Below are 24,505 nucleotides of genomic sequence, written 5' to 3'. Positions count from 1 at the left end.
TTTGAACTAACGTGTTGTGGACTTGGCGGTCGCCCCCTCGGAGACCGCCGTGAATCGCAGAGGGTATATTACGTTCCCGACTGCGCTGCGGTGGTGTCCTGCTTGAACAGGCCGACCTTCAAATCCTTTGCCCGATAGATAATCTCGCCATCGGCAGAAAGCGAGCCATCGGCAATGCCGAGCCACAGTTTGGAACGCATCACGCGCTTCACATCGATGGTGTAGACGACCTTTTTGACATTCGTCAGCACCTGGCCGGAGAATTTCAGATCGCCGAGCCCGAGCGCGCGGCCGGGACCAATACCGCCCGACCAGCCCAGAAAAAAGCCGACCATCTGCCACATGGCATCGAGGCCGAGGCAGCCCGGCATCACGGGATCGTTCTTGAAGTGGCAGGCGAAGAACCAGAGGTCCGGATTGACGTCGAGTTCGGCCTGGATGAAGCCCTTGCCGTATTCGCCGCCATCTTCCGTGATGGAAGTAATGCGATCGAACATCAGCATCGGCGGCAGCGGCAGCTGCGCATTGCCCGGTCCAAACAGCTCGCCGCGGCCACAAGCCAGCAGATCTTCATAGGCGTAGCTGTTCTTTTTATCCTGAAGCATACCGGGCTTTCTGGGTCCATTGCTGTCTAACGGCTGACTTTAACCAAGATGAGCCGTATAGAATTGTTCCAAATACGCGGGAACCTGTCCCGGTTCGGGGCTCTCTATCATACGCTCATAAGGCGGCAAAGCGGCGTATCATCCGCTTTTAACGGCATATTTGGGTTTGCCCCCGGTGTTGCGGTGCACGGTTCCACAGGTCCGGCCGCCTAGTTGCGAAATTCTTGCATCTGGCGGCCATCGATTTTATATTATTGGAGAATTTCCGAGTAGAATTGCGTGGAAGTGATGGGATTATCGACGTGGATATGAGCGACAGCATTTCAACGATGGACGATGCAACCGCGGTTGCCGAAATCAATCATGGCCGCCAGCCGGCCCTGACTGGTTGCCCGTGGCATGACGTCAACGAGATGCTGCAGTCGGTCGGCCTGCGTCCCACCCGTCAGCGCATGGCGCTGGGTTGGCTGCTGTTCGGCAAGGGCGCCCGCCATCTCACCGCTGAAATGCTCTATGAGGAAGCCACCCTGGCCAAGGTGCCGGTGTCGCTGGCGACCGTCTACAATACGCTGAACCAGCTGACCGATTCCGGTCTGCTCCGTCAGGTTAGTGTCGATGGTACGAAGACGTATTTCGATACCAATGTGACCACGCATCACCACTATTATTTCGAGAACAATCACGAGCTGGTCGATATCCCGAACCAGAGCCTCGTTCTGACCAAGATGCCGGACGTGCCGGAAGGCTTCGAGATCAGCCGCATCGACATGGTCGTCCGCCTGCGCAAGAAGCGCTGAGCTAAAAATTCTTCGCTACATACTCTCCCCCTCATCCTGAGGAGCGGCCATCTTCGGCCGCGTCTCGAAGGATGAGCCGCGGAGTTCGCTTCCATGGTTCGAGACGCGCGCAAGCGCGCGCTCCTCACCATGAGGGCGGAGTAGGTCGCTATTTTCCGCGCTGGCGTTTCGCCGGCGCGTTTTCGTTTGCAGGCATCGCCGCCACGATCGCGCGGGCCAGCCCGCGGCCGGTGCAGGCATAGCCATCGGCCGAGCTGTGCAATCCATCCATGCTCGTCAGCGCGGACATCGACAGTCCGCCTTCCACAGCGCGGCGCATCAGGTCGAAGCGCGAGAACAGCGGCACATTCTCCTGCTTCGCCGCCTCGGCAATGCTCGCCTGCATCTTGCTGTAGTTCGAGGCCAGGATCACCGGCGCATATTGCTGGTCCATCAGCACCACATCGGCGCCCTTGGCTTTGATCTGCCGGATGCCCTCGACGATTTTCCCGGTGAGGCTGCCGCTGCTCTGCAGCCAGGTCACGTCATTGGTGCCGATCTGCCAGATCACGAGATCCGGTCTGTGCGCGAACACATCGCGCTCGAACCGCGCGACATTGCCGGGGATCGTATCGGCATTGCGCCCGCTATTGGTGATCGAGACCTGCAGGCCCGGCCTCAGCCGCTCCAGTTCGGATTTCAGCATGCCTGGATAAGTCAGTGCGGAATCGGTCTGCCACAGTCCGCGCGTCGATGACGAGCCGATGGCGACGATGCGCAAGGAGCCATTGGCCTGAAGCGCATTCGCAGTGCGAGCAAGCGGTGCCGCCTCTGTCAGGCGCTGCCCGACAGCGAGACATTTGTCCGCCGCCGATTGCGCGAGCGCCAGTTGCGGCAGCAGCGCCAGGGCAAAGGCCAGCAGGCCGCTGCGCATCCGGTCAGTTGACCTTCTCGTCGAGATAGACGCCCCACAGGCGTTCCTGCTGGATCCAGCCGTCGAAACCGTTGCCGATCACGCGACACCAGCCATCCTTGCAGCGCTTCACCTGCGCCACGACACCGGCCTGCAGCCGCGCGGCCACGGCGCTGCTGGCATTGGGATCGTCATAGATCGAAGCCAGCTCGTCCTTCTGCTTCATGGTCACCACCGCGGTGCGGCGGCCGGACAGCAGCGAGTGATACACCCAGCCTTCCGATCCCTCGGAATCGCGGACCCGGCGCCAGTTCTCGTATTCGGCAGTGATCTCCACGGGCAGCCCGGCCTTGGTATAGACCCAGGCCACGTCGTTATCCTTGGTGGGGCCGGCACGGACATTCACATGGTCGGATTTCAGGCTGACATAACGCGGCACCGGCAGGCCGCTGGCACCGATGGGGAGCGTGTTCGCGGCGAAGGCCGGACCGATCGCGGTGACGATGAATGCTGCCGCCAAACCCGCATACGCAAAACGCCCCGACGCCATTAACCCAACCTCGCCCCATTCCATGTTTGTCGCATTGCACGCTCGCCCGCAGGTTCTTGTTTCGGCCCGGTTCTCTGATAGAGAGGACCAAGGCCCCAAAACACTCGGTTAAGTGTCGGGGAACCCGAGGAAACGGTGCATTTGCGCGGCTGCCGGAGTTTCGATCAACCGGGTTAATGCGGACTGAACGAACAAGGCGCGAGTGAGCAGGATATGACGGTCAAGAAAAAGCCCCTCGTTGTCGTCACCCGCCGTCTGCCGGATTCCATCGAGACGCGGATGCGCGAATTGTTCGACGCCCGCCTCAATGTCGATGATGTGCCGCTGACCCAGGAACAGCTCGCCGAGGCGATCCGCACCGCCGATGTGCTGGTCCCCACCGTCACCGACGAAATCACCAAGGACTTGCTCGATCGGCCCGACTGCAAGGTGAAGCTGATCGCCAATTTCGGCAATGGCGTCGACAATATCGACGTCGCCGCTGCGCAGGCGAAGGGCATTACCGTCACCAACACGCCGAAAGTGCTCACCGAAGATACGGCCGACATGACCATGTCGCTGATCCTCGCGGTGCCGCGCCGCCTGATCGAGGGGGCCGCGATCCTCACCGAGGGCCGCGAGGACTGGCAGGGCTGGTCGCCGACCTGGATGCTCGGCCGGCGCCTTGGCGGCAAACGCCTCGGCATCATCGGCATGGGCCGCATCGGCCAGGCGGTGGCGCGTCGCGCCAAGGCGTTCGGGCTGCAGATCCACTATCACAACCGCAAGCCGGTCGCCCCGGTCATCGCCGACGAACTCGGCGCCACCTATTGGGACTCGCTCGACCAGATGCTGGCGCGCATGGACATCATCTCGGTGAACTGCCCGCATACGCCGGCCACGTTCCACCTGTTGTCAGCGCGCCGTCTCAAGCTGATCCGCAAGGATGCCTATATCGTCAACACCGCGCGCGGCGAGGTGATCGACGAAGAGACGCTGACCAAGCTGATCGAAGCCGGCGACATCGCCGGCGCCGCGCTCGACGTGTTCGAGCACGAGCCTGCGGTGAATCCGAAACTGGTGCGTCTCGCCAAGGCCGGCAAGGTGCTGCTGCTGCCGCATATGGGCTCGGCGACGGTGGAAGGCCGCGTCGAGATGGGCGAGAAGGTGATCATCAACATCCGCGCATTCCTGGACGCGCACAAGCCGCCGGATCGCGTGCTGGCGAATATGTTGTGAGGCGCGTCGGTATTCTCAACTGTCATCACCCGCGAAAGCGGGTGATCCAGTAATCGATGTCAGTGCAGTATCAGCTCCGGTGTTTACTGGATCGCCCGGTCCTAGCGCGCAATTGCGCACACGGCCGGGCGATGACAGGCGAGTGGTAGCTCTCACTTCAACCGAAACATCAAATACGCCGCCTTGCGCCCCTCGCGCGTGGCCTTTCGGCCATAGCGCGTCATCGTGTAGTTCGGCCACGGCAGGCGCCAGTCATCGGCGCGCTCGGCGAGCCACACGAAAGCCGGCGATCGCGTGACGTGCCACAGCGTCCACGCCACATAGCTCTCGATATCGCAGACGAACCGAAACTCGCCCTGCGGCACCAGCACGCGCGTCATTTCGGTGAGGGTCTTGTCCTGCACGAAGCGGCGCTTCCAGTGTCGCTTCTTCGGCCACGGATCGGGATGGATCAGGTCGATGCGCGTCAGCGATTGCGCGGGTGCCCAGTTCAAAAGCTCCGCGGCATCACCGGCGACAAGGCGGATGTTGCGGATGTTCTGCGCCTCGATCTGCACCAGGATCTTGGCCATGCCGTTGATATAGGGCTCGCAACCGATGAAGCCGATATGCGGATGCGCCAGCGCTTCGGCCACGAGATGCTCGCCGCCGCCAAAGCCGATCTCGAGGCGTACGGCGTCGATTCCAGCGTCGAACAGCTTGCGCAGATCGTCGGGTGCGGACTGCGTGATGTCCACGGTCAGCGCAGGCAGCAGCTCGGCCATCAGGCCGGCCTGATGATCGCGCAATTTGTGGCCCTTGCGGCGTCCGAAGAAGGAGCCGGTATAGCGTTTGGATTCGTCGGTGGTGTCGTCAGTCGTCATGGCCGGGGTGATAGCGCCGAAATGCGCGCGGCGCTATCGGGGCGATGACGAATACCGGCCGAAAAGACGCGTCCTCTCCGCTCACTCTCCCTCATCCTGAGGAGCCGCGCGTTTGCGCGGCGTCTCCCAGCGAATGGCGTAGCCATTCGCAAGGGATGGGCGATAAACGCCATGGTTCGCGACGCGCGCCAAAGGGCGCGCTCCTCACCATGAGGACGGTGGTGGTCTCAATCCAAAAAGGCTCTACTTCTGTTCGGTCACTTCCCGCGCGGCGATCTGTTCGACGAGATCGACGATGCTGCGGCGAAGCTTGGCATCGCTGATGCGCGTGAATGCGCGTGTCAGTGCGAGACCTTCGGATGTGGCGAGGAAGTCCGAGACATAAGTCGGCGAAGCCGCCTCACCAAAGCCGTTGGCGGTTTCGATAGCACCGGGGCCGCCCTCGAACAGGAACGACACGGGCACCTGCAGGATCTCCGAGATTTGTTGCAGGCGGCTGGCGCCGACGCGGTTGGTGCCCTTCTCGTATTTCTGTACTTGCTGAAATGTCAGACCGAGCGCTTCGCCCAATTTTTCCTGACTCATGCCCAGCATAATGCGGCGCATGCGCACACGGCTGCCGACATATTTGTCAACAGGATTGGGCGCTTTCGTCGACATCTCAAACACTCCTGATCACAAAATAGGGGAGACGGAGCAGAGAAGACGCCCGTCGCAGATCGGCATCAGTGGCGAGCCGACGGTATCCTAATAGACTATATAACGGCCGCGTAAATCTTCCTAAGTAGAAAATTTGCACCCAAAGATAGTTATTTCTCAAATATCGAGAACTAAAGCGAATAAAGCTAGCTAAGAAAGCCTTTAGGCTTAGGCATCCTGCGAAATATCAAATGCGCAGGGACGATCGTAACTATCTAAAATAATTAAGATACTAATCAAACGCGGGACTTGGTCCGGCGGCGCGCCACGAACACGATCGCCAGGGCGATACCAATCATTGCGGGAAGATCGCCGGTCTTCGCGTAAAAGGTGGGCTGAATCGCCGCAGGCAGGCGGGAATCCAGCACGCCCTCGATACCAAGACCGAGCTGCGCGACGATGCGGCCGACGGGATCGACGACAACGGAAATCCCGGTATTCGCTGCGCGAACCAGCGGGAGCCCTTCTTCGATTGCGCGAGCCCGGCTCTGCTGTAGATGCTGATAGGGCCCGGTGGAAATGCCGAACCAGCCGTCATTGGTCAGATTCACGATCCAGCCGGGACGATCATTCTGGATGACGATGTCGTCGGGGAAGACCGCCTCGTAGCAGATCAGCGGCAGCATCTTCGGTGCGCCGGGCACATCCATCACCTTGCGCCTGAGGCCCGGAATGAAGCCGCCATGCACTTTTGTGAGCTGCTGCAGGCCGATCTTTTCCAGCACATTCTGGAACGGCAGATATTCGCCGAACGGCACCAGATGCAGCTTGTCATAGACGGAGAGGAAGGTGCCGTCGTGATCGATCACGAAGATCGAATTATAGGCACGGGTGACGCGCGTGCCGGGCGGTTGGTCCGGCGGGCGCACGGCGCCGGTGATCAGCACGGTGCCCTTCGGCAGCAGGTCCGCGATCTGTGCCATCGCATCGGCTTCGCGCGACAGGAAGAACGGGAAAGCGGATTCCGGCCAGATCAGCACATTGGCCGAGCCGACGCCGCTGTTCTCGGGACCGGTGGAGCGATCGGACAGCGCCAGATATTTGCTCATCACATCCGCCTTGGCGGAATAGTTGAAGCGTTTGTCCTGCGAGATGTTGGGCTGCATGATCCGCAGCTTCACATTGGCGACGAATTCTGTCGGCGTGCTGCCGAGACGGATGGCGCCGTAGATGCCCATCACGATCAGCAGCGACAAGGCCAGCACAGGCGCGAGCCACGGGTGCCGCGTGCGCGAGCGGCCGTCGATCAACACGCCGGGCGATGCGAAGATCGCCACGGCAATGAACGTCATGCCCCACAGGCCGATCAGCGACATGGTCTGCGCCAGCGCCAGCGGCTCGGTCAGTGCATAGCCAAACGAATTCCATGGAAAGCCGGTGAGCATGTGCCCGCGCAGCCACTCGCCGACGGTGAGGCTGGCCGCAAGCGCCAGCACGCGCGAGGCATCCTTGGTCCAGAGCAGCCGCGCGATCGCAAAGCCGAGCGCGGTGTAGAGCGCGAGATAGGCGGGCAGGCCGCAGATCGCGGCGGGTAGCAACCAGGCGAATGTGTCGGCATCGACGAGGAACGCGTAGCCGATCCAGTACAGGCCCGGCACGAAGTAACCGAAGCCGAACCACCAGCCGGCCATGGCGGCCGCGGGAATGCCGCGCATCTTGCCGGCAGCCGCGCCGTCGATCAGCCAGACGACGACGGGGAATGTGACGAAGAGGATCGGCCACGCATTGAACGGCGCCATCGCCAGCGACGAGACGGCGCCGGCAAGGACGGCGATGGCTGCACGCTTCCAGCCCCAGGCAAGAATGATGCTGAGTGCGACATTGCGCAGTTGTTTGGGGATCACGGCGTTCCCGCACTGTCTCCGGAGGGGGGCGGATTCGCAGCGTCAGTGGATTGCGAATTGGCGGTGTCGGGGGCGGTGCCACGCTTGCGCGGCGCGCGCGGAGCAGGGCGCTCCTTGCGTGGGCCGATGCGCAGCCGTTTGACGCGGCGCGGATCGGCATCGAGCACTTCGATCTCGAATTCGCCGGGGCCGGCGATCACTTCGCCGCGCACGGGCAGGCGACCCACATGGGTGACGATGTAGCCGCCCAGCGTTTCGACATCCTCGCCGTCTTCGCCGGTCTCGAAATCCTGGCCGATCAATTTGCGTGCTTCGTCGAGGCTGGTGCGGGCATCGGCGATGAAATAGTCGCCCTGCTTGACGATGGAGGGCGGTTCTTCGCTGTCATGCTCGTCATCGATCTCGCCGACGATCTGCTCGACGATGTCCTCGATGGAGACGAGGCCGTCGGTGCCGCCATATTCGTCGACCACGAGCGCGAGATGCAGGCGAGCGGCCTGCATCTGTGCCAGCAGGTCGATGGCGCGCATGGATGGCGGTACATAGAGCAGCTTGCGGATGATGCCGGTCTCGATCAGCGCCTGCGCGAGATCGACGCTGCGCAGGTCGAGGCCTGCCGGCAGCGCCTTCTTGCGCCTGGTCGTGGTCGTTGGCGCCGTCGTCGCAGCCGCGGGCTTCGGCTCCTTGCGGGCCTTGATGGTCATGTAGCCGAGCATGTCGCGGATATGGACGATGCCGACGGGATCATCGAGCGTCTCGTTATAGACCACGAGGCGCGAATGGCCGGCGCTCTCGAACAGGCTCATCAATTCGCCGAGCGAAATGTCCTGCTTGACCGCCACGATGTCGGAGCGATGCACCATCACGTCGGCGATGCGGCGCTCGTTGAGGCCGAGAATGTTGCGCAACATGGTGCGCTCGACGGTGGAGAAGCCGGTCTCTGCCGGCTCCGATGCATCGAGCACCACCTGCAGATCGGCACGCACCGATCCGGTCTTCCAGCCGAACAGCGAGCGGATCGCGCGCGTCAGCCAGGTCTCGGCAGACGGGCGGATGACCTCGCCGTCATGCACGATGGCGGGAAGGTTGCTCGTCGTGTTGTTACTATCGCCCTCCGGCATGTCAGATCACCTCGCCCTGATTGGCATAGGGATCGGGAATGCCGAGGGTGGCCAGGATCTCGCGCTCTTTCTGCTCCATCTCTTCGGCTTCCGCGTCATTCTCGTGGTCGTAGCCGACGAGATGCAAGAAGCCGTGAATGGCGAGATGGCTGAGATGATTGGCGAAGGGCTTGTCTTCGTCATCCGCCTCGCGGCGGGTCGTCTCATAGGCGATGGCGATATCGCCAAGCATTTTCGGGATATCGTCCGCCACCTGCGCGCCTTCCGGCGGCTGCAGTGCGGGGAAGGACAGCACATTGGTCGCCTTGTCCATGCCGCGCCAGTTGTTGTTCAGCGTGCGGATGCCGGCATCGTCGGTGAGCATGATGGCGAGTTCGGCATCGGCGGTGTCGTCCTCGACCATGCCGGATGCGGCCTCGATGGCGCGATGGATGATCGCGTCGGCCTCAGGCTCGGCGGACCAGCAGTCGGCGACGGCGAGAACCTCGGTCGCGGGTGGGATATGGGTCGTCATGATTGAATAGTTTTCTCTTCGACGGACCTTATCGCAGATCCGCCGTTCCTTCTGTTTATTTGTACTACAGCGATATTTGGCAGCGACGCTCGACCACCTCTCCCCTCCGGGGAGAGGTCGGATTGCGCAGCAATCCGGGTGAGGGGGCTTCGCTCGGACGGAGCATGTGGCGCCCCCTCACCCGCTCCGGCTTCGCCGGATCGACCTCTCCCCGGAGGGGAGAGGTGTCAGAGCTCAAGCGGATGGTTGGGCGTTGTTGGCTCACGATCTATCCTTCGCCGCCGCTGTGGTCGTGGCAGGCTTCGGCGCCGCTTTCTCATAGGCAGCGACGATGCGGCCGACCAGTTCATGGCGAACCACGTCTTCGCCCTTGAAATGCACCTGCGCGATGCCGGGTACGCCGTCGAGCAGTTTCACGGCTTCGGCAAGGCCGGAGACCTGGCCGTTCGGCAAGTCGACCTGCGACGGGTCGCCTGTGATGATCATGCGGCTGTTCTCGCCAAGGCGGGTGAGAAACATCTTCATCTGCATCGATGTGGTGTTCTGCGCTTCGTCGAGAATGATTGCGGCATTGGTCAGTGTACGGCCGCGCATGAAGGCGAGCGGCGCGATTTCGATCTCGTTGGCGGCCAGCGCACGTTCGACCACACGCGCATCCATCAGGTCATAGAGCGCGTCATAGATCGGGCGGAGATACGGATCGACCTTTTCCTTGAGGTCGCCCGGCAAAAAGCCGAGGCGTTCGCCGGCTTCCACCGCGGGGCGCGACAGGATGATGCGATCCACTTCCTTGCGCTCGAACAGCATGCAGGCATGCGCCACCGCGAGCCAGGTCTTGCCGGTGCCGGCCGGTCCGACGCCGAATACGAGTTCGTGGCTCTTCAGTGCGCGGATATAGGAGTCCTGTGCCGCCGTGCGTGCGCGGACCGGGCGCTTGCGCAGATTGACGGCTTCGAAATTCGAGATCGGCTTCGACGGATTCTTGGGATCGAACGGAAACAGCGAGCCCTGTGCCAGCGTGGCGCGGATCGCGCCTTCCACATCGCCTTGCGCCAGCTCGATGCCCTGCGCGGCTTGCGTATAGAGCATTTCGAGCACGCGGCGGGCCGCATCGCAGGCATCTCGGGTGCCGGTGAGGGTGATGTGATTGCCGCGGGAATCGACAACGACATTCAGTCGTCGCTCGACCAGCGCGAGGTTCTGGCCGTAAGGGCCGACCAGGGCGGAGGCGGCCCGGTTGTCATCGAAATCGATGACGACCTGCGTCTCGGCCGAGGCGGTGAAGTCGGGTTTGCGAGCAGCGAGCGAAGACGAATCCGATGCACTCTTTGCCAAGAATTCAGGCTCCCGTGGCGGTGAGGACTGGCTGCGATAACTCAGGCGACAAAAGATTAGGATGCGAGGCTGACGCGAGCGTGCCGATGAGGCTGTAGCGCTCGAGGCTTTCAAGCTGGACCGGAAGAATTTTGCCGATGATGTCGGCGGAGGCCATCACGTGAGCAGGCTGCAGATAGGCCGTACGGCCGACGATCTGGCCGGGATTGCGCGCGGCGCGCTCGAACAGCACATCGACGGTCTGGCCGACGGCAGCCTTGTTGAAGGCCGCTTGCTGGCTGTCGATCAGTGACTGTAACCGCGCCAATCGCTCGTCCATGTCAGCCTGTGACACCGTCTCCTGCAACTCCGCAGCCGGTGTACCCGGCCGAGGCGAATACTTGAACGAATACGCACCAGCGTAACCGATTTGTGTGACGAGCGCGAGTGTGTCGGAAAAATCCTGTTCCGTCTCGCCGGGGAAGCCGACGATGAAATCCGACGTGAAAGCAATGTCTTGCCGTCCGTCACGAAAACGGTCGATGACCCGCCGATAATCGGCTGCCGTATGTTTTCTGTTCATAGCGGCGAGGATTCGGTCCGAACCGGACTGCACCGGCAGATGCACGAAGGGCATCAGCTGCGGCAGGTCGCGATGCGCCGCGATCAGCGTGTCCTCGACATCGCGGGGATGGCTGGTGGAATAGCGGATGCGGGCGATGCCGGGGATCTCGGCAAGCCGGAAGATCAGCGTCCCCAGCGCCCAGGGCCGGCCATCCGGGCCTTCGCCGTGATAGCCGTTGACGTTCTGGCCGATCAGCGTGATCTCGCGCACGCCGTTATCGGCCAGACGCTCGGTATCGGCGATGATCTGGCTGACCGGGCGCGAGACTTCGGCGCCACGGGTATAAGGCACCACGCAGAAGGTGCAGAACTTGTCGCAACCTTCCTGCACCGTCACGAACGCCGAGACGCCGCGGGCGCGGATCGCAGCCGGCTTCGGCGCCGGCAGGAAGCCGAACTTGTCCTCGACCGGGAAATCCGTATCCAGCGCGCGTTCACCGCCGCGCGCCTTGGCGAGCAGTTGCGGCAGGTTGTGATAGCTCTGCGGCCCCACGACGACATCGACCACCGGCGCACGGCGGATGATCTCGTCGCCCTCGGCCTGGGCGACGCAGCCGGCCACCACCACATTCATCTGCTTGCCGTGCTGGGCGGCCTCCGCCTTGGCGAGGCGCAGCTTGCCGAGCTCGGAATAGACCTTCTCGGAGGCCTTCTCGCGGATGTGGCAGGTATTGAGGATCACCAGATCCGCATCGTCGGCATTGGCCGTTTCGATGAATCCCTCAGGCGCCAGCGTGTCCACCATGCGCTGGGCATCGTAGACGTTCATCTGGCAGCCGAAGGATTTGATGTGCAGCTTGCGCGGCGCGGTGGTCATGGAACCCGAAAACTTGGAGAAAGCGCGTCACGCGCGCAGCGTTCAATTATAGGCTCGCACCCGATAAATCCAGCGCCAGCGGCAAAATATAAGCGTTACAACGGGTTAGGTTGGATCAAAGGCTTGGGGATGGTGCTTGGCCTGCATGGTTCGAGACGCCCGCCTTGCGGGCTCCTCACCATGAGGGTCTTCTATAGCGCCATACTCAGCCCTCATCCTGAGGAGCCGCGGAGCGGCGTCTCGAAGGATGGCCGCGGGAATTTCTCGCGATTCATATGCGATAGGCCGGATCAAAGGCCCGCGCGCCGGGCAAGCCGGCGTCGATCAGCGCCGGCAGGCGCCGCATGTCGTCGAACACCAGATGTGCTCCGGTGGCCTGCAGAGCGCCTGCGGTGGCCGGGCTGCAATGGGCGCCGCCATGGAAGCCGAACACCGTCATGCCCGCCGCCACGGCCCCTGTGACCCCGTGGATGCTGTCCTCGATCACCACGCAGCGGGCGGGCTCGACGCCCATCTGGGCGGCGGCGAACAGAAACAGGTCGGGCGCCGGCTTGCCGCGTTCCACCTGCAACGCCGAATAGAGATGCTCGCCGAAATGATGGATCAGTTTCGTGGTGGTGAGGCTCGAGCGGATGCGGGTTGGCGTCCCCGAGGAGGCGACACATTTCTGCTGCGCGAGGCCGGCCAGCACATCGCCGATTCCCGGCACCGGCTGCAGTTGCTCGCCAAACACCCGGTCGATCGTCGAGCGCAGCGCATTCGTATAGTCATCCGGCAGCACGCGGCCGAGTTCAGCCTCGACCTCCGCCCGCGCCTCGCGCGCCGAGCGGCCGAGAAAGCGCTCATGCACCTGTGCCGAGGTGATCGGATAGCCATAGGCCGTCAGCACATCCGCGTGCACCACGCAGGCCAGCGCCTCGCTATCGACGAGCACGCCGTCGCAATCGAAAATGACGAGATCGAAACTCATATGATTCTTTCAGCCGTCATTGCGAGGAGCCTCTTGGCGACGAAGCAATCCAGCTGTTCCTTCACTTGGCTTTCTGGATTGCTTCGCTGCGCTCGCAATGACGGAGGGGGTACGGCTCACCCCTTCTTATCCTCGTCCAGCGGCACGCAATACAGTTCGAGCCGGTGGTCGACGAGCTTGTAGCCGAGCTTGGCGGCGACTTCCGCCTGCAATTTCTCGATCGCTTCAGACGTGAATTCGATCACGGTGCCGTCACGCAGATTGATCAGATGATCATGATGCGTATCGCGCATGGTCTCGTAGCGCGCACGGCCTTCGCGGAAATCATGACGCTCGATGATCCCTGCGTCCTCGAACAGCTTGACGGTACGATACACCGTCGAGATCGAGATCTTGTCGTCGATGGCGACGCAGCGGCGATAGAGCTCTTCCACATCCGGATGATCGTCGGCCTCCGCCAGCACGCGCGCGATCACGCGGCGCTGTTCGGTCATGCGCATGCCCGTTGCAGCGCAACGCGATTCGATACTGTCCACTTTGGAAGAACTCGATTTTAATGCCGTCATGGTGCCGATCTCACTATGGCTTCTTTTGCCATCGGCGCGCCGTCAGGACAAGTCGCGGCGCATGATCAGGGCGTTCAATTCCGTGCCATCCGCTTCTTTGTAATAGCGCGCGCGCTGGCCCACCACCGCAAAGCCGGTGCGGTCATAAAGCTTCCGTGCCGGCATATTGTTTTCCTCCACTTCGAGAAACACGGTACGCACGCCGCGTCCGGCGAGATGGCCGAGATGGGTCATGAACAATGTGCGCGACAATCCACGGCCACGCTGCTCCGGCGCAACTGCGATGGAGAGGATCTCGGCTTCATCCGCGGCGATCCGCGATGCGGCAAAGCCGATGATGTTGCGGCCCTGCCGGAGGCGATGGATCAGCGTGTTCTGCTCACGCAGCATCTGGTCGAATTCACCGTCGCCCCAGCCGCGATGAAACGATGCGCCATGCAAGCGCGCCAGTTGCGCCGCATCTTTCGGCGTGGCCGGCTCGATCGCAGGAGGGCTGCGTCGAAATAGCCGAAGCAGGGAACCGATGGTCATGGGGCCGGCTGTGTTTGGCCGAGCCCGCCCATCAGGCTCGATTGCGGCTTGGCATCGGGCGCGCGCAGATAGAATGGTCGCGCCAGCGCGGTCTGCGGATCGACGGCGGCACCCAGCCAGCCCACCCAGGAAATATCGGGCGCGGCCTGCTCATCGACGACGATCGGTTGCGGCGCATCGGCCGGCCAGCGCGACGCCAGCAGGTTTGCGGCATTGCCCACCAGATGCGGCGCGCCGAAGCGCGCGGCCTCGACGGCCTCGTCGATCGGGATCACGCAGGGGCGCAGCAGCGCGGTGCCGCTGCCGCTCACCGCCTGGACATACACATGGTCATGCCGCGCATCGATGGCGGCGATCACGGGCGCATCGCCGTTCCGTGTCACCACCGGCGCCGCATAGGCCGTCAGCGTGGTGACGCCGACCACGGGCTTGCCGGCGGCAAGGCCGATACCGCGGCCGGCGGAAAGGCCGACACGCAGGCCGGTAAAACTGCCCGGCCCGGTCGTCACCGCGATCCGGTCGAGCTCCGCAAAAGCGATGCCGGATTGCTGCATCACCCGCGCCAGCAACGGCATCAGCGCCTCCGCATGGCCGCGCTTCATCGGCTGCGATTCATGCGCGATCAGCTGCCCGGTGGCCGTATCGAGGATACCGGCGGCGCAGGCGTCGAGAGCGGTGTCGATGGCAAGAAGCAGCATGTCGTTGGCGGTTCTGTCGGAGCGGGAACGGAGCGTTCGGTTGCGTATCTATAGTATTCGGATGCGGGTAAGGCCATGCCGCTTTCACTTGCGCGAGCAGTCCGGGGAGGCCGGCGCCATTCAGCTATAATATTTATCTTTGTCGCCAAGTCATAGCGAAGTGCCTGACGTGCCGCGCTAATTTCAGATCCGGGCATGCGCAAGCCACGGGTATCGCGTGCAATCGAGGTTCCCACTTAATCAATTTTTCGGACATCGATGAGAGAAGGATACCAGCAGGCGCAAAGGTGTCCGATCCATCTTTGCCGGCCGGTCTGGTTTATATTTGACGACGCGATTTCCCGGGAAGCCATACAGAAAGTTATTTCGATGTTGCAGTGGTTGACGACAACGGCCGCACGCGATGCGCTTGCAAAAGCGACGGCGATCAACAAGTCGCAGGCGCTGATCGAATTCAATCTCGATGGCACCATCATCACTGCGAACGAGAATTTCCTGGCGACGATGGGCTACACGCTCGCCGAAATCCAGGGCAAGCACCACAGCATGTTCGTGTTGCCGGATGCGCGCGGCAGCGCCGCCTATCTCGATTTCTGGACGGGGCTCAATCGCGGCGTCTATCAGTCCGGCGAATTCAAGCGTCTCGGCAAGGATGGCCGCGAGGTCTGGATCCAGGGATCCTACAATCCGATCCTGGACGAGGCGGGCAAGCCGATACGCATCGTCAAATTCTGCAGCGACATCACCGCGCAGAAAATGCGCGGCCTTGAGGACAGCGGCAAGATCGCAGCCATCGAACGCTCGCAGGCGATGATCGAATTTAACCTGGACGGCACCATCGTGTCGGCCAATCAGATCTTTCTCGATGCCATGGGCTATTCGCTGGGCGAGATCCGCGGCAAGCATCACAGCATGTTCGTGATGCCGGCGGATCGGGATAGCGCGACCTATCGTGAGTTCTGGGCCAGCCTCAATCGCGGCGAGTATCAGGCAGCCGAATACAAACGGCTCGGCAAGGGCGGCAAGGAAGTCTGGATACTGGCGACCTATAATCCGATTCTTGACGAGACCGGCGCGCCGATCAAGATCATCAAATTTGCCTCCGACGTGACCGAGCAGAAGCTGCGCACGGCGAATTTTTCCGGGCAGATCGAGGCGATCGGCAAGTCGCAGGCCGTGATCGAGTTCAATCTCGATGGCATCGTGCTCAATGCCAACGAGAACTTCCTGTCGGTCATGGGCTATGCGCTGTCGGAGATCCAGGGCAAGCACCACAGCATGTTCGTACCGGGCGATGAACGCGGCACCGATGCCTATCAGGCCTTCTGGTCCAGCCTGCGCCGCGGCGATTATCAGACCGCCGAGTATCAGCGCATCGGCAAACACGGCAAGCAGGTCTGGATTCAGGCCTCCTACAATCCGATCTTCGATCTCAACGGCCGGCCCTACAAGGTCGTGAAATACGCGTCCGACGTCACCGCGCAGGTGATCGCGCGGATGAAGAGTGAACGCGTCCGCGGCATGATGGAATCGGTCGCCGCTGGCGCTGAAGAACTCAACGCATCGGTGCGCGAGATCTCCGAAGCCATGACGAAGTCACGCGAGACCGCGATGACGGCGGTCGGCAAGGTCGAGATTGCCGATGGCCAGGCACAGCGATTGGCTGCGGCGGCGCAGGCCATGAGCGGCATTGTCGAACTGATCGGCAACATCACCGGCCAGATCAATCTGCTGGCGCTGAATGCGACGATCGAATCGGCGCGCGCGGGCGAGGCCGGTCGCGGCTTTGCGGTGGTGGCTTCCGAAGTGAAGAATCTCGCGACCCAGGCCAAGCAGGCCACCGATCGCATCTCCAGCGAGATCGGCAGCCTCAACGGCATCTCCGGCGACGTCGTCGATGCGCTGAATGCGATCAAGAGCGAGATTCAGAACGTCAGCGAATATGTGACAGCGACGGCCGCAGCAGTGGAAGAGCAGAGCGTGGTGACGAACGAGATGTCGTCCAGCATGCAGCGCGCCGCGGAAGAAGCGGCAAGCATCGGGCGGTAGCTTTCTTACCTCGCCCCGCTTGCGGGGAGAGGTCGACCCGGCGAAGCCGGGGCGGGTGAGGGGGCTCTCCACGTGCTCCGAGCCTGCGGAGAGCCCCCTCATCCGGCGCCGCTTCGCAGCGCCACCTTCTCCCCGCATGCGGGGGAGAAGGAAGATCACATCGGCCGCACTTCCTGCACTTCCGGCACAAAATGCTTCAGCAGGTTCTGGATGCCGTGCTGCAGCGTCGCCGTCGATGACGGGCAGCCCGAGCAGGAGCCCTTCATGGCGAGATAGACGATGCCGTCCTTGAAGCCGCGGAAGGTGATGTCGCCGCCATCATTGGCAACGGCCGGGCGCACGCGGGTCTCGATCAGGTCCTTGATCGTGTCCACCGTCTCGGCGTCGTTCTCGTCGAAGAACTCGTCTTCATCATCGATGTCGCCTGCGGGCGCACTGCCGTCGGCGAGCAGCGGCGCGCCGGACATGTAGTGTTCCATGATCGCGCCGAGGATGGCGGGCTTGAGGTGCTGCCAGTCGCTGTCGTCCTTGGTGACGGTGACGAAATCGGCGCCGTAGAACACGCCGGTCACGCCCTTCACGGCGAACAGCTTTTGCGCCAGCGGCGAGCGCTCGGCGGCGTCCGGCGTGGTGAATTCCATGGTGCCGCTGGTCAGCACATCCCGGCCCGGGATGAACTTCAGCGTGGCGGGATTGGGGGTCGCTTCGGTTTGGATGAACATCGTTTGCTCCTGCGTCGCCGGTTCAAGGCCGGCGCGTGGGGTGTCCCTAGCAGATGGCGATGAAAAAGGCACGAATCAAGGTGTTCTTACCTCTCCCCGCCCTTTTGCGGGGAGAGGTCGGTGCGTCTTCGCGCCGGGTGAGGGGCATGGCACATTAGGAGCCGGGAACGCCGGTCTCTCGGATCGGATTCGTGCGATTTGGGAGGGTCTTGGTTTGGCGGGCCTTGTGCCCCGCCCCTCACCCGACCGCGCTATCGCGCGGCCACCCTCTCCCCGCGCAAGATGCGGGGCGAGGGAAGATCACGACAGTGCGTCGATATCCAGATCCGTCAAACTGCCCGGCACGATCACCACCGGCACCGGGAACGAGCCCACCAGTTTGGCCATCATGGTCACGATCGGCCCTGGCCCCTCGGCCCCGGCGGAGGCCGCCAGCACCAGCATGGAAATATCGACATCCTTGTCGATCACATCGAGGATCTGTTCCGTCGGCTCGCCTTCGCGGATCACGCGCTCGGGCGTGATCGCGGCCAGGCCATTGGCGCGGCCGGAGGCGCGATCAAGGGCGGCATTGGCGCCTTCCTCGGCTTCGGCGCGCATCACATCGGCAACGCCGAGCCATTGCTGGTTGCGGTCCTCGGTATCGATGACGCGCAGCATCACCACGCCGCCGCCGACACGTACGGCCCAGCGCGAGGCGTAATACACCGCGCGATCCCATTCCTCGCTGTCATCGACGACCACGAGGCATTTCGGCTTGTGGCCGCTTTCATAACTACGTCGCTGTGTGCTCATGCATGTCCCGATGCTTGGCTGATCTCCATGCTGCCACGGCACATGCGCGTTCGACAAGCGCGACGCAGGTGTGAGCCTGCATCGCGCCGATTGTGGCGAAGACATGGAGAATGCTTTGAATTACCGTTTGCGTACAAAGCCCATGATGTCCTTGACGGACGTCATGGTCTGATCGGCAATCGCGCGCGCGCGGTCGCTGCCATCGGCCAGCACCGCATCGACGTAAGCGTGATCCGCCGACAGACGCTTCATTTCATTCGCGACCGGCGACAGTTTCTCGACAGCGAGATCGACGAGGCTCGACTTGAAGCCGGAAAACTGCGCGCCGCCGAATTCGCTCAGAATATCGGCCTTGGCGCGGCCCGACAGCGCCGCATAGATACCAACGAGATTGTCGGCCTCCGGCCTTGGCTCGAGGCCTTTTTCTTCCGACGGCAATGGCTCCGGATCGGTCTTCGCCTTGCGGATCTTTTGTGCGATGGCGTCGGCATCGTCGGTGAGATTGATGCGCGAATAGTCCGACGGATCGGACTTCGACATCTTCTTGGTGCCGTCGCGCAGGCTCATCACGCGCGTGGCCGGGCCCGTGATCACAGGCTCGGGCTGCGGGAAGAAGGGACCATTGTGACCCTGCTTCGCAATCGACTCCGAGAAGTCATTGTTGAATTTTTGCGCGATGTCGCGTGCAAGCTCCAGATGCTGCTTCTGGTCTTCGCCGACCGGCACATGCGTGGCGCGATACAGCAGGATGTCGGCAGCCATCAGCACAGGGTAGTCGTAAAGGCCGACGGACGCGTTCTCGCGATCCTTGCCGGCCTTCTCCTTGAACTGGGTCATGCGGTTCAGCCAGCCGAGGCGGGCGACGCAATTGAAGATCCAGGCGAGCTCGGCATGGCCGGCGACCTGGCTCTGGTTGAAGATGATCTGCTTCTTCGGGTCGATGCCCGAGGCGATGAAGGCGGCAGTGACTTCACGGGTGCAGCGGCGCAGTTCATCCGGGCCGCCCCAGACGCTGGGCGCCACGGTGATCGCGTGCATGTCGACCACGCAATACAGGCAGCTATACTGCTCCTGCAATTTGACGAAGTTGACGATGGCGCCGAGATAGTTGCCGAGATGCAGGTTGCCGGTCGGCTGCACGCCGGAAAAGACGCGCTGGGTGAATGCGGGCGGGTTGGATGCCGTTGGAGCAGATGACATAGCCGAGTTCCTCTGAAGCCCGCGGGTGGAATGCGGGCCGGCGCGTCCCTTGCCATAGCTGCCGGGCGGCGTCCATGACCAATGTCGTGAAGTCAGGCGGCGGGCTTTTTGAGCGAAGCACGGATATCCCGCCAGCGCAGGGCGCCAGTGAGCAGGAGCGGCACGGCGTAGATCGCCAGCCCGCAAGCGATCTGCAGCGCCAGCAGCATAGCCTGAGCAAGTTTGTGATCGGCACCCGGCGTGACTTGCGCCAGCAACCACAACAGCCCGCCCATCACCGCTGCGGCGAGCACGATGATCGGCAGTCGCCGCTTCGCATCCGCATCGATTGCCCAGCCGAATGAGCGCCCACCCTGGACCATCAGCACGATCGCGCTGCTCCACGCCGCCAGCGCAATCGCCGCCGCGATGCCGCTCGCGCCGAAGGATGTGCCGAGCCCGTAAGCCGCAACGATCGCAACCACCAATCCGATCACCGTCGCCATCAGCGGCGCATGCGTATTCTCGCGCGCGAAAAATGCCGGCGACAGCGCCTTGATGAGCACATGCGCAGGCAGAGCCAATGCGAGCCAGATCATTGCCTGTGCGGTGGCTACGGTATCTTTCGCGGTGAACGCACCATGCTCGAACAGCAGCCGCACGATGGGGTAGCTCAGCACGATGAGCCCCAATGTCGCTGGCAATGTCAGTCCGGTCGCCAGCTCGATGCCGCGCGATTGCGCATGGGTCATCAGCGCATGATCATCGTCACGCGCCGCACGCGTCAGTTCGGGGATCAGCACGGTGCCCATGGCCGTGCCGACGATGCCGAGCGGCAGTTCGATCAGGCGATTGGCGAAGTACAGCCATGACACCGCCGATGGCATCGATGATGCGATGATGGCGGCGCCGACGATCAGGAGCTGCGGACCGGAACTGGCGACCATTCCGGGCAGCGCTTTGCGTAAAAATCCGCGCATCTGGCCGTCGAGCGACAGCCGCAAGGGTGCCGCAAGTCTGCCGCTGTGTTGCCGCAACAGAAGCATCGACAACTGCAGAAAACCGGCGATTCCGACCGTCGCCGCCATTACCATAGCGGCAGTGGTTGCTGCCTGCGGAAACACCAGCAATAGCGTCATCACGGCGATCAATGCGCCATTGAACAGCAGCGGCGAAAACGCCGTCAGCGCAAAGCGTCCTTGCGCATTGTAGAGCCCCATCATCACCGTCACCGGCCCGGCGAAGGCAAGATAAGGCAGCATCAGCCGTGCATGATCGACGGCGAGTTGCAGCGTCGCCTGGCCAATGAAACCGGGCGCCACCAGCGCAATCACCATGGGCATCGCGAGGCCGATCGCCAGCGCTGCGACGAGAACCGCAGCGCCGATCGTGCACAACACACGCCCTGCGAAAGCAGCGGCCGCTTCCGGTCCTTCCGTCGCATTGATGCGCGACCAGGCCGGGATCAGTGCCGCATTCAGCGCGCCTTCGGTGAGCAGGCGCCGGATCACATTGACGAGCTGAAACGCCACCAGAAACGCATCCGCCACCGCGCCTGCCCCCAGCAGCGCTGCGACCATGGTATCGCGCGCAAAGCCAAGCAGCCGCGAGGCCAGCGTCCCCGTGGAAACCATCAAAATCGAGCGGATCATGGAACCGTCACGGGGGAGGCATCCTTGCTGGCGCCGGGCGGGGTGTGATAGTCGCAGCCATCAGGCCGCAGCGGGGTGAGTTGAAAACCATTCGCCCCGCCCCCGCAATCGCCGCAACGGGATAATCTTAATGACTTCAGCGAAATACGACGTGCTTGCGATCGGCAACGCGATCTTCGACGTGCTGGTGCAGACCGACGACGCCTTCCTGGCCACCCATCAGATGAACAAAGGCGGCATGGCGCTGATCGACGAAGCCCGCGCCAAGGCGATCTATGACGCGATGGGCAAGGCCACGGAAATGTCCGGCGGCTCGGCCGCCAACACCATTGTCGGCCTCGCCAGCCTCGGCGCCAATGTCGCCTATGTCGGCAAGGTCAAGGATGATGCGATCGGCAAGCTTTATAGCCAAGATATCCGCTCGGCCGGTGTTAGCTATGAGACAAAGCCTGCTGCGGCAGGCCCCGCCACCGGCTGCTCGTACATTCTGGTGACGCCGGATGGCGAGCGCACCATGAACACCTATCTCGGCGCGGCGCAGGACCTGACGCCGGAAGATATCGATCCGGCGGCGATCGCGGCTTCGCAATATGTCTATCTCGAAGGCTATCTGTGGGATCCGGCCAGCGCCAAGGAAGCCTTCGTCAAGGCCTCGAAGATCGCCCATGATGCCGGCCGCAAGGTGGCGCTGACCCTGTCGGACGCGTTCTGCGTCGGCCGCTATCGCAGCGAATTCCTCGACCTGATGCGCAATGGCACCGTTGATATCATTTTTGCCAACGAAGCCGAGTTGAGCTCGCTCTACGAGACCGACAATTTTGACGCGGCTCTGGGCGAACTCCGCAAGGACACCCGGCTCGGCATCGTCACCCGCAGCGAGAAGGGCTGCGTCGTGGCCTCGAGCGATGGCGTTGTCGCGGTGCCGGCACACAAGATCGAGAAGCTGGTGGACACCACCGGCGCCGGCGACCTGTTCGCGGCGGGCTTCCTGTTCGGCCTCGTCCGCAATGCCGGTTACGAGAATGCCGGCAAGCTTGGCGCGCTGGCGGCAGCGGAAGTGATCCAGCATATCGGCGCACGCCCGCAGGTGTCGCTGAAGGAGCTGGCACAGAAGAACGGTCTGCCGGTGTAGTTGTCTTTCCCTCCCCCAAGCCGCGAAGCGGCGCAGCGGGGAGGGTGGCCGGCCCTCTTGGGCCGGTCGGGTGGGGTCTATCCCCACGTGACGTCGGAGTTTGGGGAAGCACCCCACCCGTCACTCGCCATAACGAAGCTTCGCTTCGTCAGGCTCGCGCCACCCTCCCCGCTGCGCGGCTTCGCCGCTTGGGGGAGGGAGCAGAGGTGCGCCTTCGCTTCTAGTTGGCCCAGCCCTTCACAGCCTCACCCAGCTCCGACTTCACCGGCATACGCGCCGCTGATGGGGTGCGCGAGAATCGCGGTGCCGGGCCCGGCTGGGTCGCGCCGTCCTGCTGGATGAAGACTTCGCGCGCGACCATATGCGGATGCTTGGTCGCTTCCGACATGGTCAGCACAGGCGCGAAGCAGACATCGGTGCCTTCCATGATCTTGCACCATTCGTCGCGGCTCTTGGTCTTGAACACCGCGACCAACTTGTCCTTCAACGCCGCCCACTGCTTCTGGTCCATTTGCGCATCGAAATGCGCATCGCCCAGTCCGGCGAGCTCGCGCAATTGCGCATAGAACTGCGGTTCGATGGAGCCGATCGAGATGAAGTTGCTGCAGCTGCATTCATAGACGCCGTAGAAATGCGCGCCGCCGTCGAGCATGTTGCTTTCGCGCTCTTCCTTCCAGCGGCCGGCGGCTGTCATGTCGAAGAACATGGTGATCAGCGAGGCCGCACCGTCGCACATGGCGGCGTCCACCACCTGGCCCTGACCGGATTTACTGGCTTCCAGCATCGCGGCGAGCAGGCCCATCACGAGATACATGGAGCCGCCGCCGAAATCGCCGACCAGGTTGAGCGGCGGCACCGGCTTGTCGGCGCCACCGATGGCGGCGAGCGCACCGGTGATGGAAATGTAGTTGATGTCATGGCCGGCGGCCTGCGCCAGCGGGCCGTCCTGTCCCCAGCCGGTCATGCGGCCGTAGACGAGTTTCTTGTTACGGCCGAGCACGACATCCGGGCCAAGGCCGAGGCGCTCCATTACGCCGGGGCGATAGCCTTCCACCAGCGCGTCGGCGCTGTCCAGCAGCGACAGCACCTGCGCGATGCTGGCCTTGTCCTTGAGATCGACCTCGACAATCTTGCGGCCGCGCGCCGAGGCGCCCTTGGGGTGCTGCTTCGGGCGGACCAGCGTGATGACTTCAGCGCCCATATCGGCGAGCAGCATGCAGGCGAAGGGACCCGGGCCGATGCCGGCGAATTCGACAATGCGTGTGCCCTTCAGTGGGCCGGAGAGTTTGCTGGTCACGTGCGTTTCCCGTGTTGATGCGACCTCGAAACGAGATCGTTCTTTCGGAAAACTGTGAACGCCGCAATTGACGAGAGCAAGTCGCTTGTGGCCGCAGCGATGCATACGGCTATGCGTGGAATATCCTGCTGTCATCGCCCGGCTTGACCGGACGATCCAGTATGCACTGCAGCAAATGCTGTGTGCTACCGCTCGCAGCGGTGTCTACTGCGTTGCCCGGTCGAGCCGGGCAACGACACAGAAAGGCGTATCGCTATCCCGCAGCCTCTACAGCCCTTTGCGCCATCACCTTGATCAGATTGGCGCGATAGGCGGCGGAGCCGTGGATGTCGCCCATCAGTCCGTCAGCGGAAATCGATACGCCGTCGATGGCGCTTGTGGACCAGTTTGGTTTAAGGGCGGCCTCGATGGCCGACACGCGCATGACGCCATCCTGCGCTGCGCCGGTGGCGGCAACGCGGACTTCGCCGTCTTGCATTTGCGCGACGAACACGCCCGTCATTGCGAAGCGCGAGGCCGGGTGGCGCATCTTGGCGTAGCCGGCTTTGGCGGGTATCGGGAACGAGACCGCGGTGATGATCTCGTCATCTTCCAGCGCCGTCGTGAACAGACCATGGAAGAAATCAGCCGCGGCAATCTCGCGCTTGTTGGTTTTCACAGTTGCATTCAATGCAAGCACAGCGGCCGGATAGTCCGCCGCCGGATCGTTATTGGCGAGCGAGCCGCCGATGGTGCCGCGATAGCGCACGGCGGGGTCGCCGAGCACTTCCGTCAGATGGACGATCGCCGGGATAGCTTTCTTCGCCGCGGTGCTTTGCGTGATGTCGTAATAGGTCGTCGCGGCCTTGATGATCAGCGCGTCGGAGGTCACCTCGATGCCGATCAGGTCCTTGATTCTTGCGATGTCGATGACGTCACTCGGACCGGCGAGGCGTTGCTTCATCACCGGCAGCAGCGTGTGGCCGCCGGCGAGAAATTTGGCGTCGGGATTCTTGGCGAGCAGTGCGGTTGCTTCATCGACACTGGCGGCGCGGTGATAGGTGGTCTCGTACATGG

The 24,505-nt window shown here is 62.7% G+C and carries 24 protein-coding genes; 4 read left to right on the top strand and 20 right to left on the bottom strand.

What is annotated here, in order from left to right:
• Positions 1-68 precede the first annotated feature (68 nt).
• Positions 69-605, bottom strand: a complete 537-nt coding sequence (fabA, locus tag AC1RQ5_RS02230) for a bifunctional 3-hydroxydecanoyl-ACP dehydratase/trans-2-decenoyl-ACP isomerase (RefSeq protein WP_493196949.1) — start codon at positions 603-605, stop codon at positions 69-71.
• A 329-nt stretch (positions 606-934) separates the two neighbouring features.
• Between fabA and irrA the strand changes: the two genes are divergently transcribed.
• A complete protein-coding gene (irrA, locus tag AC1RQ5_RS02225; protein WP_398483862.1) occupies positions 935-1,402 on the top strand; it encodes an iron response transcriptional regulator IrrA in 468 nt (155 codons plus the stop codon).
• Positions 1,403-1,550: 148 nt separating this feature from the next.
• Here irrA and AC1RQ5_RS02220 read toward each other — a convergent pair whose 3' ends face one another.
• Together AC1RQ5_RS02220 and AC1RQ5_RS02215 are read right to left on the bottom strand one after the other, a co-directional pair.
• Complete coding sequence (locus AC1RQ5_RS02220) at positions 1,551-2,315, bottom strand: SGNH/GDSL hydrolase family protein (RefSeq protein WP_493196948.1); 765 nt, start codon at positions 2,313-2,315, stop codon at positions 1,551-1,553.
• A 4-nt stretch (positions 2,316-2,319) separates the two neighbouring features.
• The gene (locus AC1RQ5_RS02215) at positions 2,320-2,844 is read right to left on the bottom strand and encodes an SH3 domain-containing protein (protein ID WP_493196947.1); all 525 of its coding nucleotides are present in this window, start codon (positions 2,842-2,844) and stop codon (positions 2,320-2,322) included.
• A 213-nt stretch (positions 2,845-3,057) separates the two neighbouring features.
• Between AC1RQ5_RS02215 and AC1RQ5_RS02210 the strand changes: the two genes are divergently transcribed.
• Positions 3,058-4,062, top strand: a complete 1,005-nt coding sequence (locus AC1RQ5_RS02210; RefSeq protein ID WP_493196946.1) for a 2-hydroxyacid dehydrogenase — start codon at positions 3,058-3,060, stop codon at positions 4,060-4,062.
• A 152-nt stretch (positions 4,063-4,214) separates the two neighbouring features.
• On the opposite strand, the gene trmB is transcribed toward AC1RQ5_RS02210, so the two are convergent.
• From trmB to tsaB, 11 genes are all read right to left on the bottom strand, one after another.
• Positions 4,215-4,925, bottom strand: a complete 711-nt coding sequence (trmB, locus tag AC1RQ5_RS02205; RefSeq protein ID WP_493196945.1) for a tRNA (guanosine(46)-N7)-methyltransferase TrmB — start codon at positions 4,923-4,925, stop codon at positions 4,215-4,217.
• Positions 4,926-5,168: 243 nt separating this feature from the next.
• Positions 5,169-5,585: a helix-turn-helix domain-containing protein gene (locus tag AC1RQ5_RS02200; RefSeq protein ID WP_398483872.1), complete on the bottom strand. Its 417-nt coding sequence runs from the start codon at positions 5,583-5,585 to the stop codon at positions 5,169-5,171.
• Positions 5,586-5,860: 275 nt separating this feature from the next.
• Positions 5,861-7,468: an apolipoprotein N-acyltransferase gene (gene lnt, locus AC1RQ5_RS02195; protein WP_493196944.1), complete on the bottom strand. Its 1,608-nt coding sequence runs from the start codon at positions 7,466-7,468 to the stop codon at positions 5,861-5,863.
• Positions 7,465-8,589, bottom strand: coding sequence for a hemolysin family protein (locus AC1RQ5_RS02190; RefSeq protein WP_493196943.1), 1,125 nt, complete (start codon positions 8,587-8,589; stop codon positions 7,465-7,467). Before AC1RQ5_RS02190 ends, lnt begins: the two co-directional genes overlap by 4 nt.
• A 1-nt stretch (position 8,590) precedes the next feature.
• On the bottom strand, positions 8,591-9,103 hold the full coding sequence (gene ybeY / locus AC1RQ5_RS02185) for an rRNA maturation RNase YbeY (protein WP_398483878.1): 513 nt from the start codon (positions 9,101-9,103) through the stop codon (positions 8,591-8,593).
• Between the two features lie 261 nt (positions 9,104-9,364).
• The gene (locus AC1RQ5_RS02180; RefSeq protein WP_493196942.1) at positions 9,365-10,438 is read right to left on the bottom strand and encodes a PhoH family protein; all 1,074 of its coding nucleotides are present in this window, start codon (positions 10,436-10,438) and stop codon (positions 9,365-9,367) included.
• 4 nt (positions 10,439-10,442) lie between these two features.
• The gene (gene miaB / locus AC1RQ5_RS02175) at positions 10,443-11,858 is read right to left on the bottom strand and encodes a tRNA (N6-isopentenyl adenosine(37)-C2)-methylthiotransferase MiaB (RefSeq protein ID WP_493196941.1); all 1,416 of its coding nucleotides are present in this window, start codon (positions 11,856-11,858) and stop codon (positions 10,443-10,445) included.
• A 271-nt stretch (positions 11,859-12,129) separates the two neighbouring features.
• Complete coding sequence (locus tag AC1RQ5_RS02170) at positions 12,130-12,828, bottom strand: HAD family hydrolase (RefSeq protein ID WP_493196940.1); 699 nt, start codon at positions 12,826-12,828, stop codon at positions 12,130-12,132.
• Positions 12,829-12,944: 116 nt separating this feature from the next.
• On the bottom strand, positions 12,945-13,394 hold the full coding sequence (locus AC1RQ5_RS02165) for a Fur family transcriptional regulator (protein WP_398484510.1): 450 nt from the start codon (positions 13,392-13,394) through the stop codon (positions 12,945-12,947).
• 42 nt (positions 13,395-13,436) lie between these two features.
• Positions 13,437-13,925, bottom strand: a complete 489-nt coding sequence (gene rimI, locus AC1RQ5_RS02160) for a ribosomal protein S18-alanine N-acetyltransferase (RefSeq protein ID WP_493196939.1) — start codon at positions 13,923-13,925, stop codon at positions 13,437-13,439.
• Positions 13,922-14,623: a tRNA (adenosine(37)-N6)-threonylcarbamoyltransferase complex dimerization subunit type 1 TsaB gene (gene tsaB / locus AC1RQ5_RS02155; RefSeq protein ID WP_493196938.1), complete on the bottom strand. Its 702-nt coding sequence runs from the start codon at positions 14,621-14,623 to the stop codon at positions 13,922-13,924. Before tsaB ends, rimI begins: the two co-directional genes overlap by 4 nt.
• A gap of 369 nt (positions 14,624-14,992) precedes the next feature.
• On the opposite strand from tsaB, the gene AC1RQ5_RS02150 reads away from it, so the two are divergent.
• Entirely contained in the window at positions 14,993-16,672 is a 1,680-nt protein-coding gene (locus AC1RQ5_RS02150; RefSeq protein ID WP_493196937.1) for a methyl-accepting chemotaxis protein, read from the top strand.
• 155 nt (positions 16,673-16,827) lie between these two features.
• Here AC1RQ5_RS02150 and AC1RQ5_RS02145 read toward each other — a convergent pair whose 3' ends face one another.
• From AC1RQ5_RS02145 to murJ, 4 genes are all read right to left on the bottom strand, one after another.
• Positions 16,828-17,394, bottom strand: coding sequence for a NifU family protein (locus AC1RQ5_RS02145; RefSeq protein ID WP_398484726.1), 567 nt, complete (start codon positions 17,392-17,394; stop codon positions 16,828-16,830).
• Between the two features lie 300 nt (positions 17,395-17,694).
• Positions 17,695-18,189: a universal stress protein gene (locus tag AC1RQ5_RS02140; protein WP_398484728.1), complete on the bottom strand. Its 495-nt coding sequence runs from the start codon at positions 18,187-18,189 to the stop codon at positions 17,695-17,697.
• 120 nt (positions 18,190-18,309) lie between these two features.
• The gene (gene trpS, locus AC1RQ5_RS02135) at positions 18,310-19,389 is read right to left on the bottom strand and encodes a tryptophan--tRNA ligase (protein ID WP_398484730.1); all 1,080 of its coding nucleotides are present in this window, start codon (positions 19,387-19,389) and stop codon (positions 18,310-18,312) included.
• Positions 19,390-19,481: 92 nt separating this feature from the next.
• Entirely contained in the window at positions 19,482-21,020 is a 1,539-nt protein-coding gene (gene murJ / locus AC1RQ5_RS02130; RefSeq protein WP_493196936.1) for a murein biosynthesis integral membrane protein MurJ, read from the bottom strand.
• A gap of 130 nt (positions 21,021-21,150) precedes the next feature.
• On the opposite strand from murJ, the gene AC1RQ5_RS02125 reads away from it, so the two are divergent.
• The gene (locus AC1RQ5_RS02125) at positions 21,151-22,152 is read left to right on the top strand and encodes an adenosine kinase (protein ID WP_493196935.1); all 1,002 of its coding nucleotides are present in this window, start codon (positions 21,151-21,153) and stop codon (positions 22,150-22,152) included.
• Positions 22,153-22,372: 220 nt separating this feature from the next.
• Here AC1RQ5_RS02125 and AC1RQ5_RS02120 read toward each other — a convergent pair whose 3' ends face one another.
• Entirely contained in the window at positions 22,373-23,449 is a 1,077-nt protein-coding gene (locus AC1RQ5_RS02120; protein WP_493196934.1) for a CaiB/BaiF CoA transferase family protein, read from the bottom strand.
• A 253-nt stretch (positions 23,450-23,702) separates the two neighbouring features.
• On the bottom strand, positions 23,703-24,503 hold the full coding sequence (locus AC1RQ5_RS02115; RefSeq protein ID WP_493196933.1) for an FAD binding domain-containing protein: 801 nt from the start codon (positions 24,501-24,503) through the stop codon (positions 23,703-23,705).
• Positions 24,504-24,505 lie beyond the last annotated feature (2 nt).

The organism is Tardiphaga sp. GW821-FHT12E02, from assembly GCF_058807155.1.
This window is presented reverse-complemented; position numbering and strand designations above follow the sequence as displayed.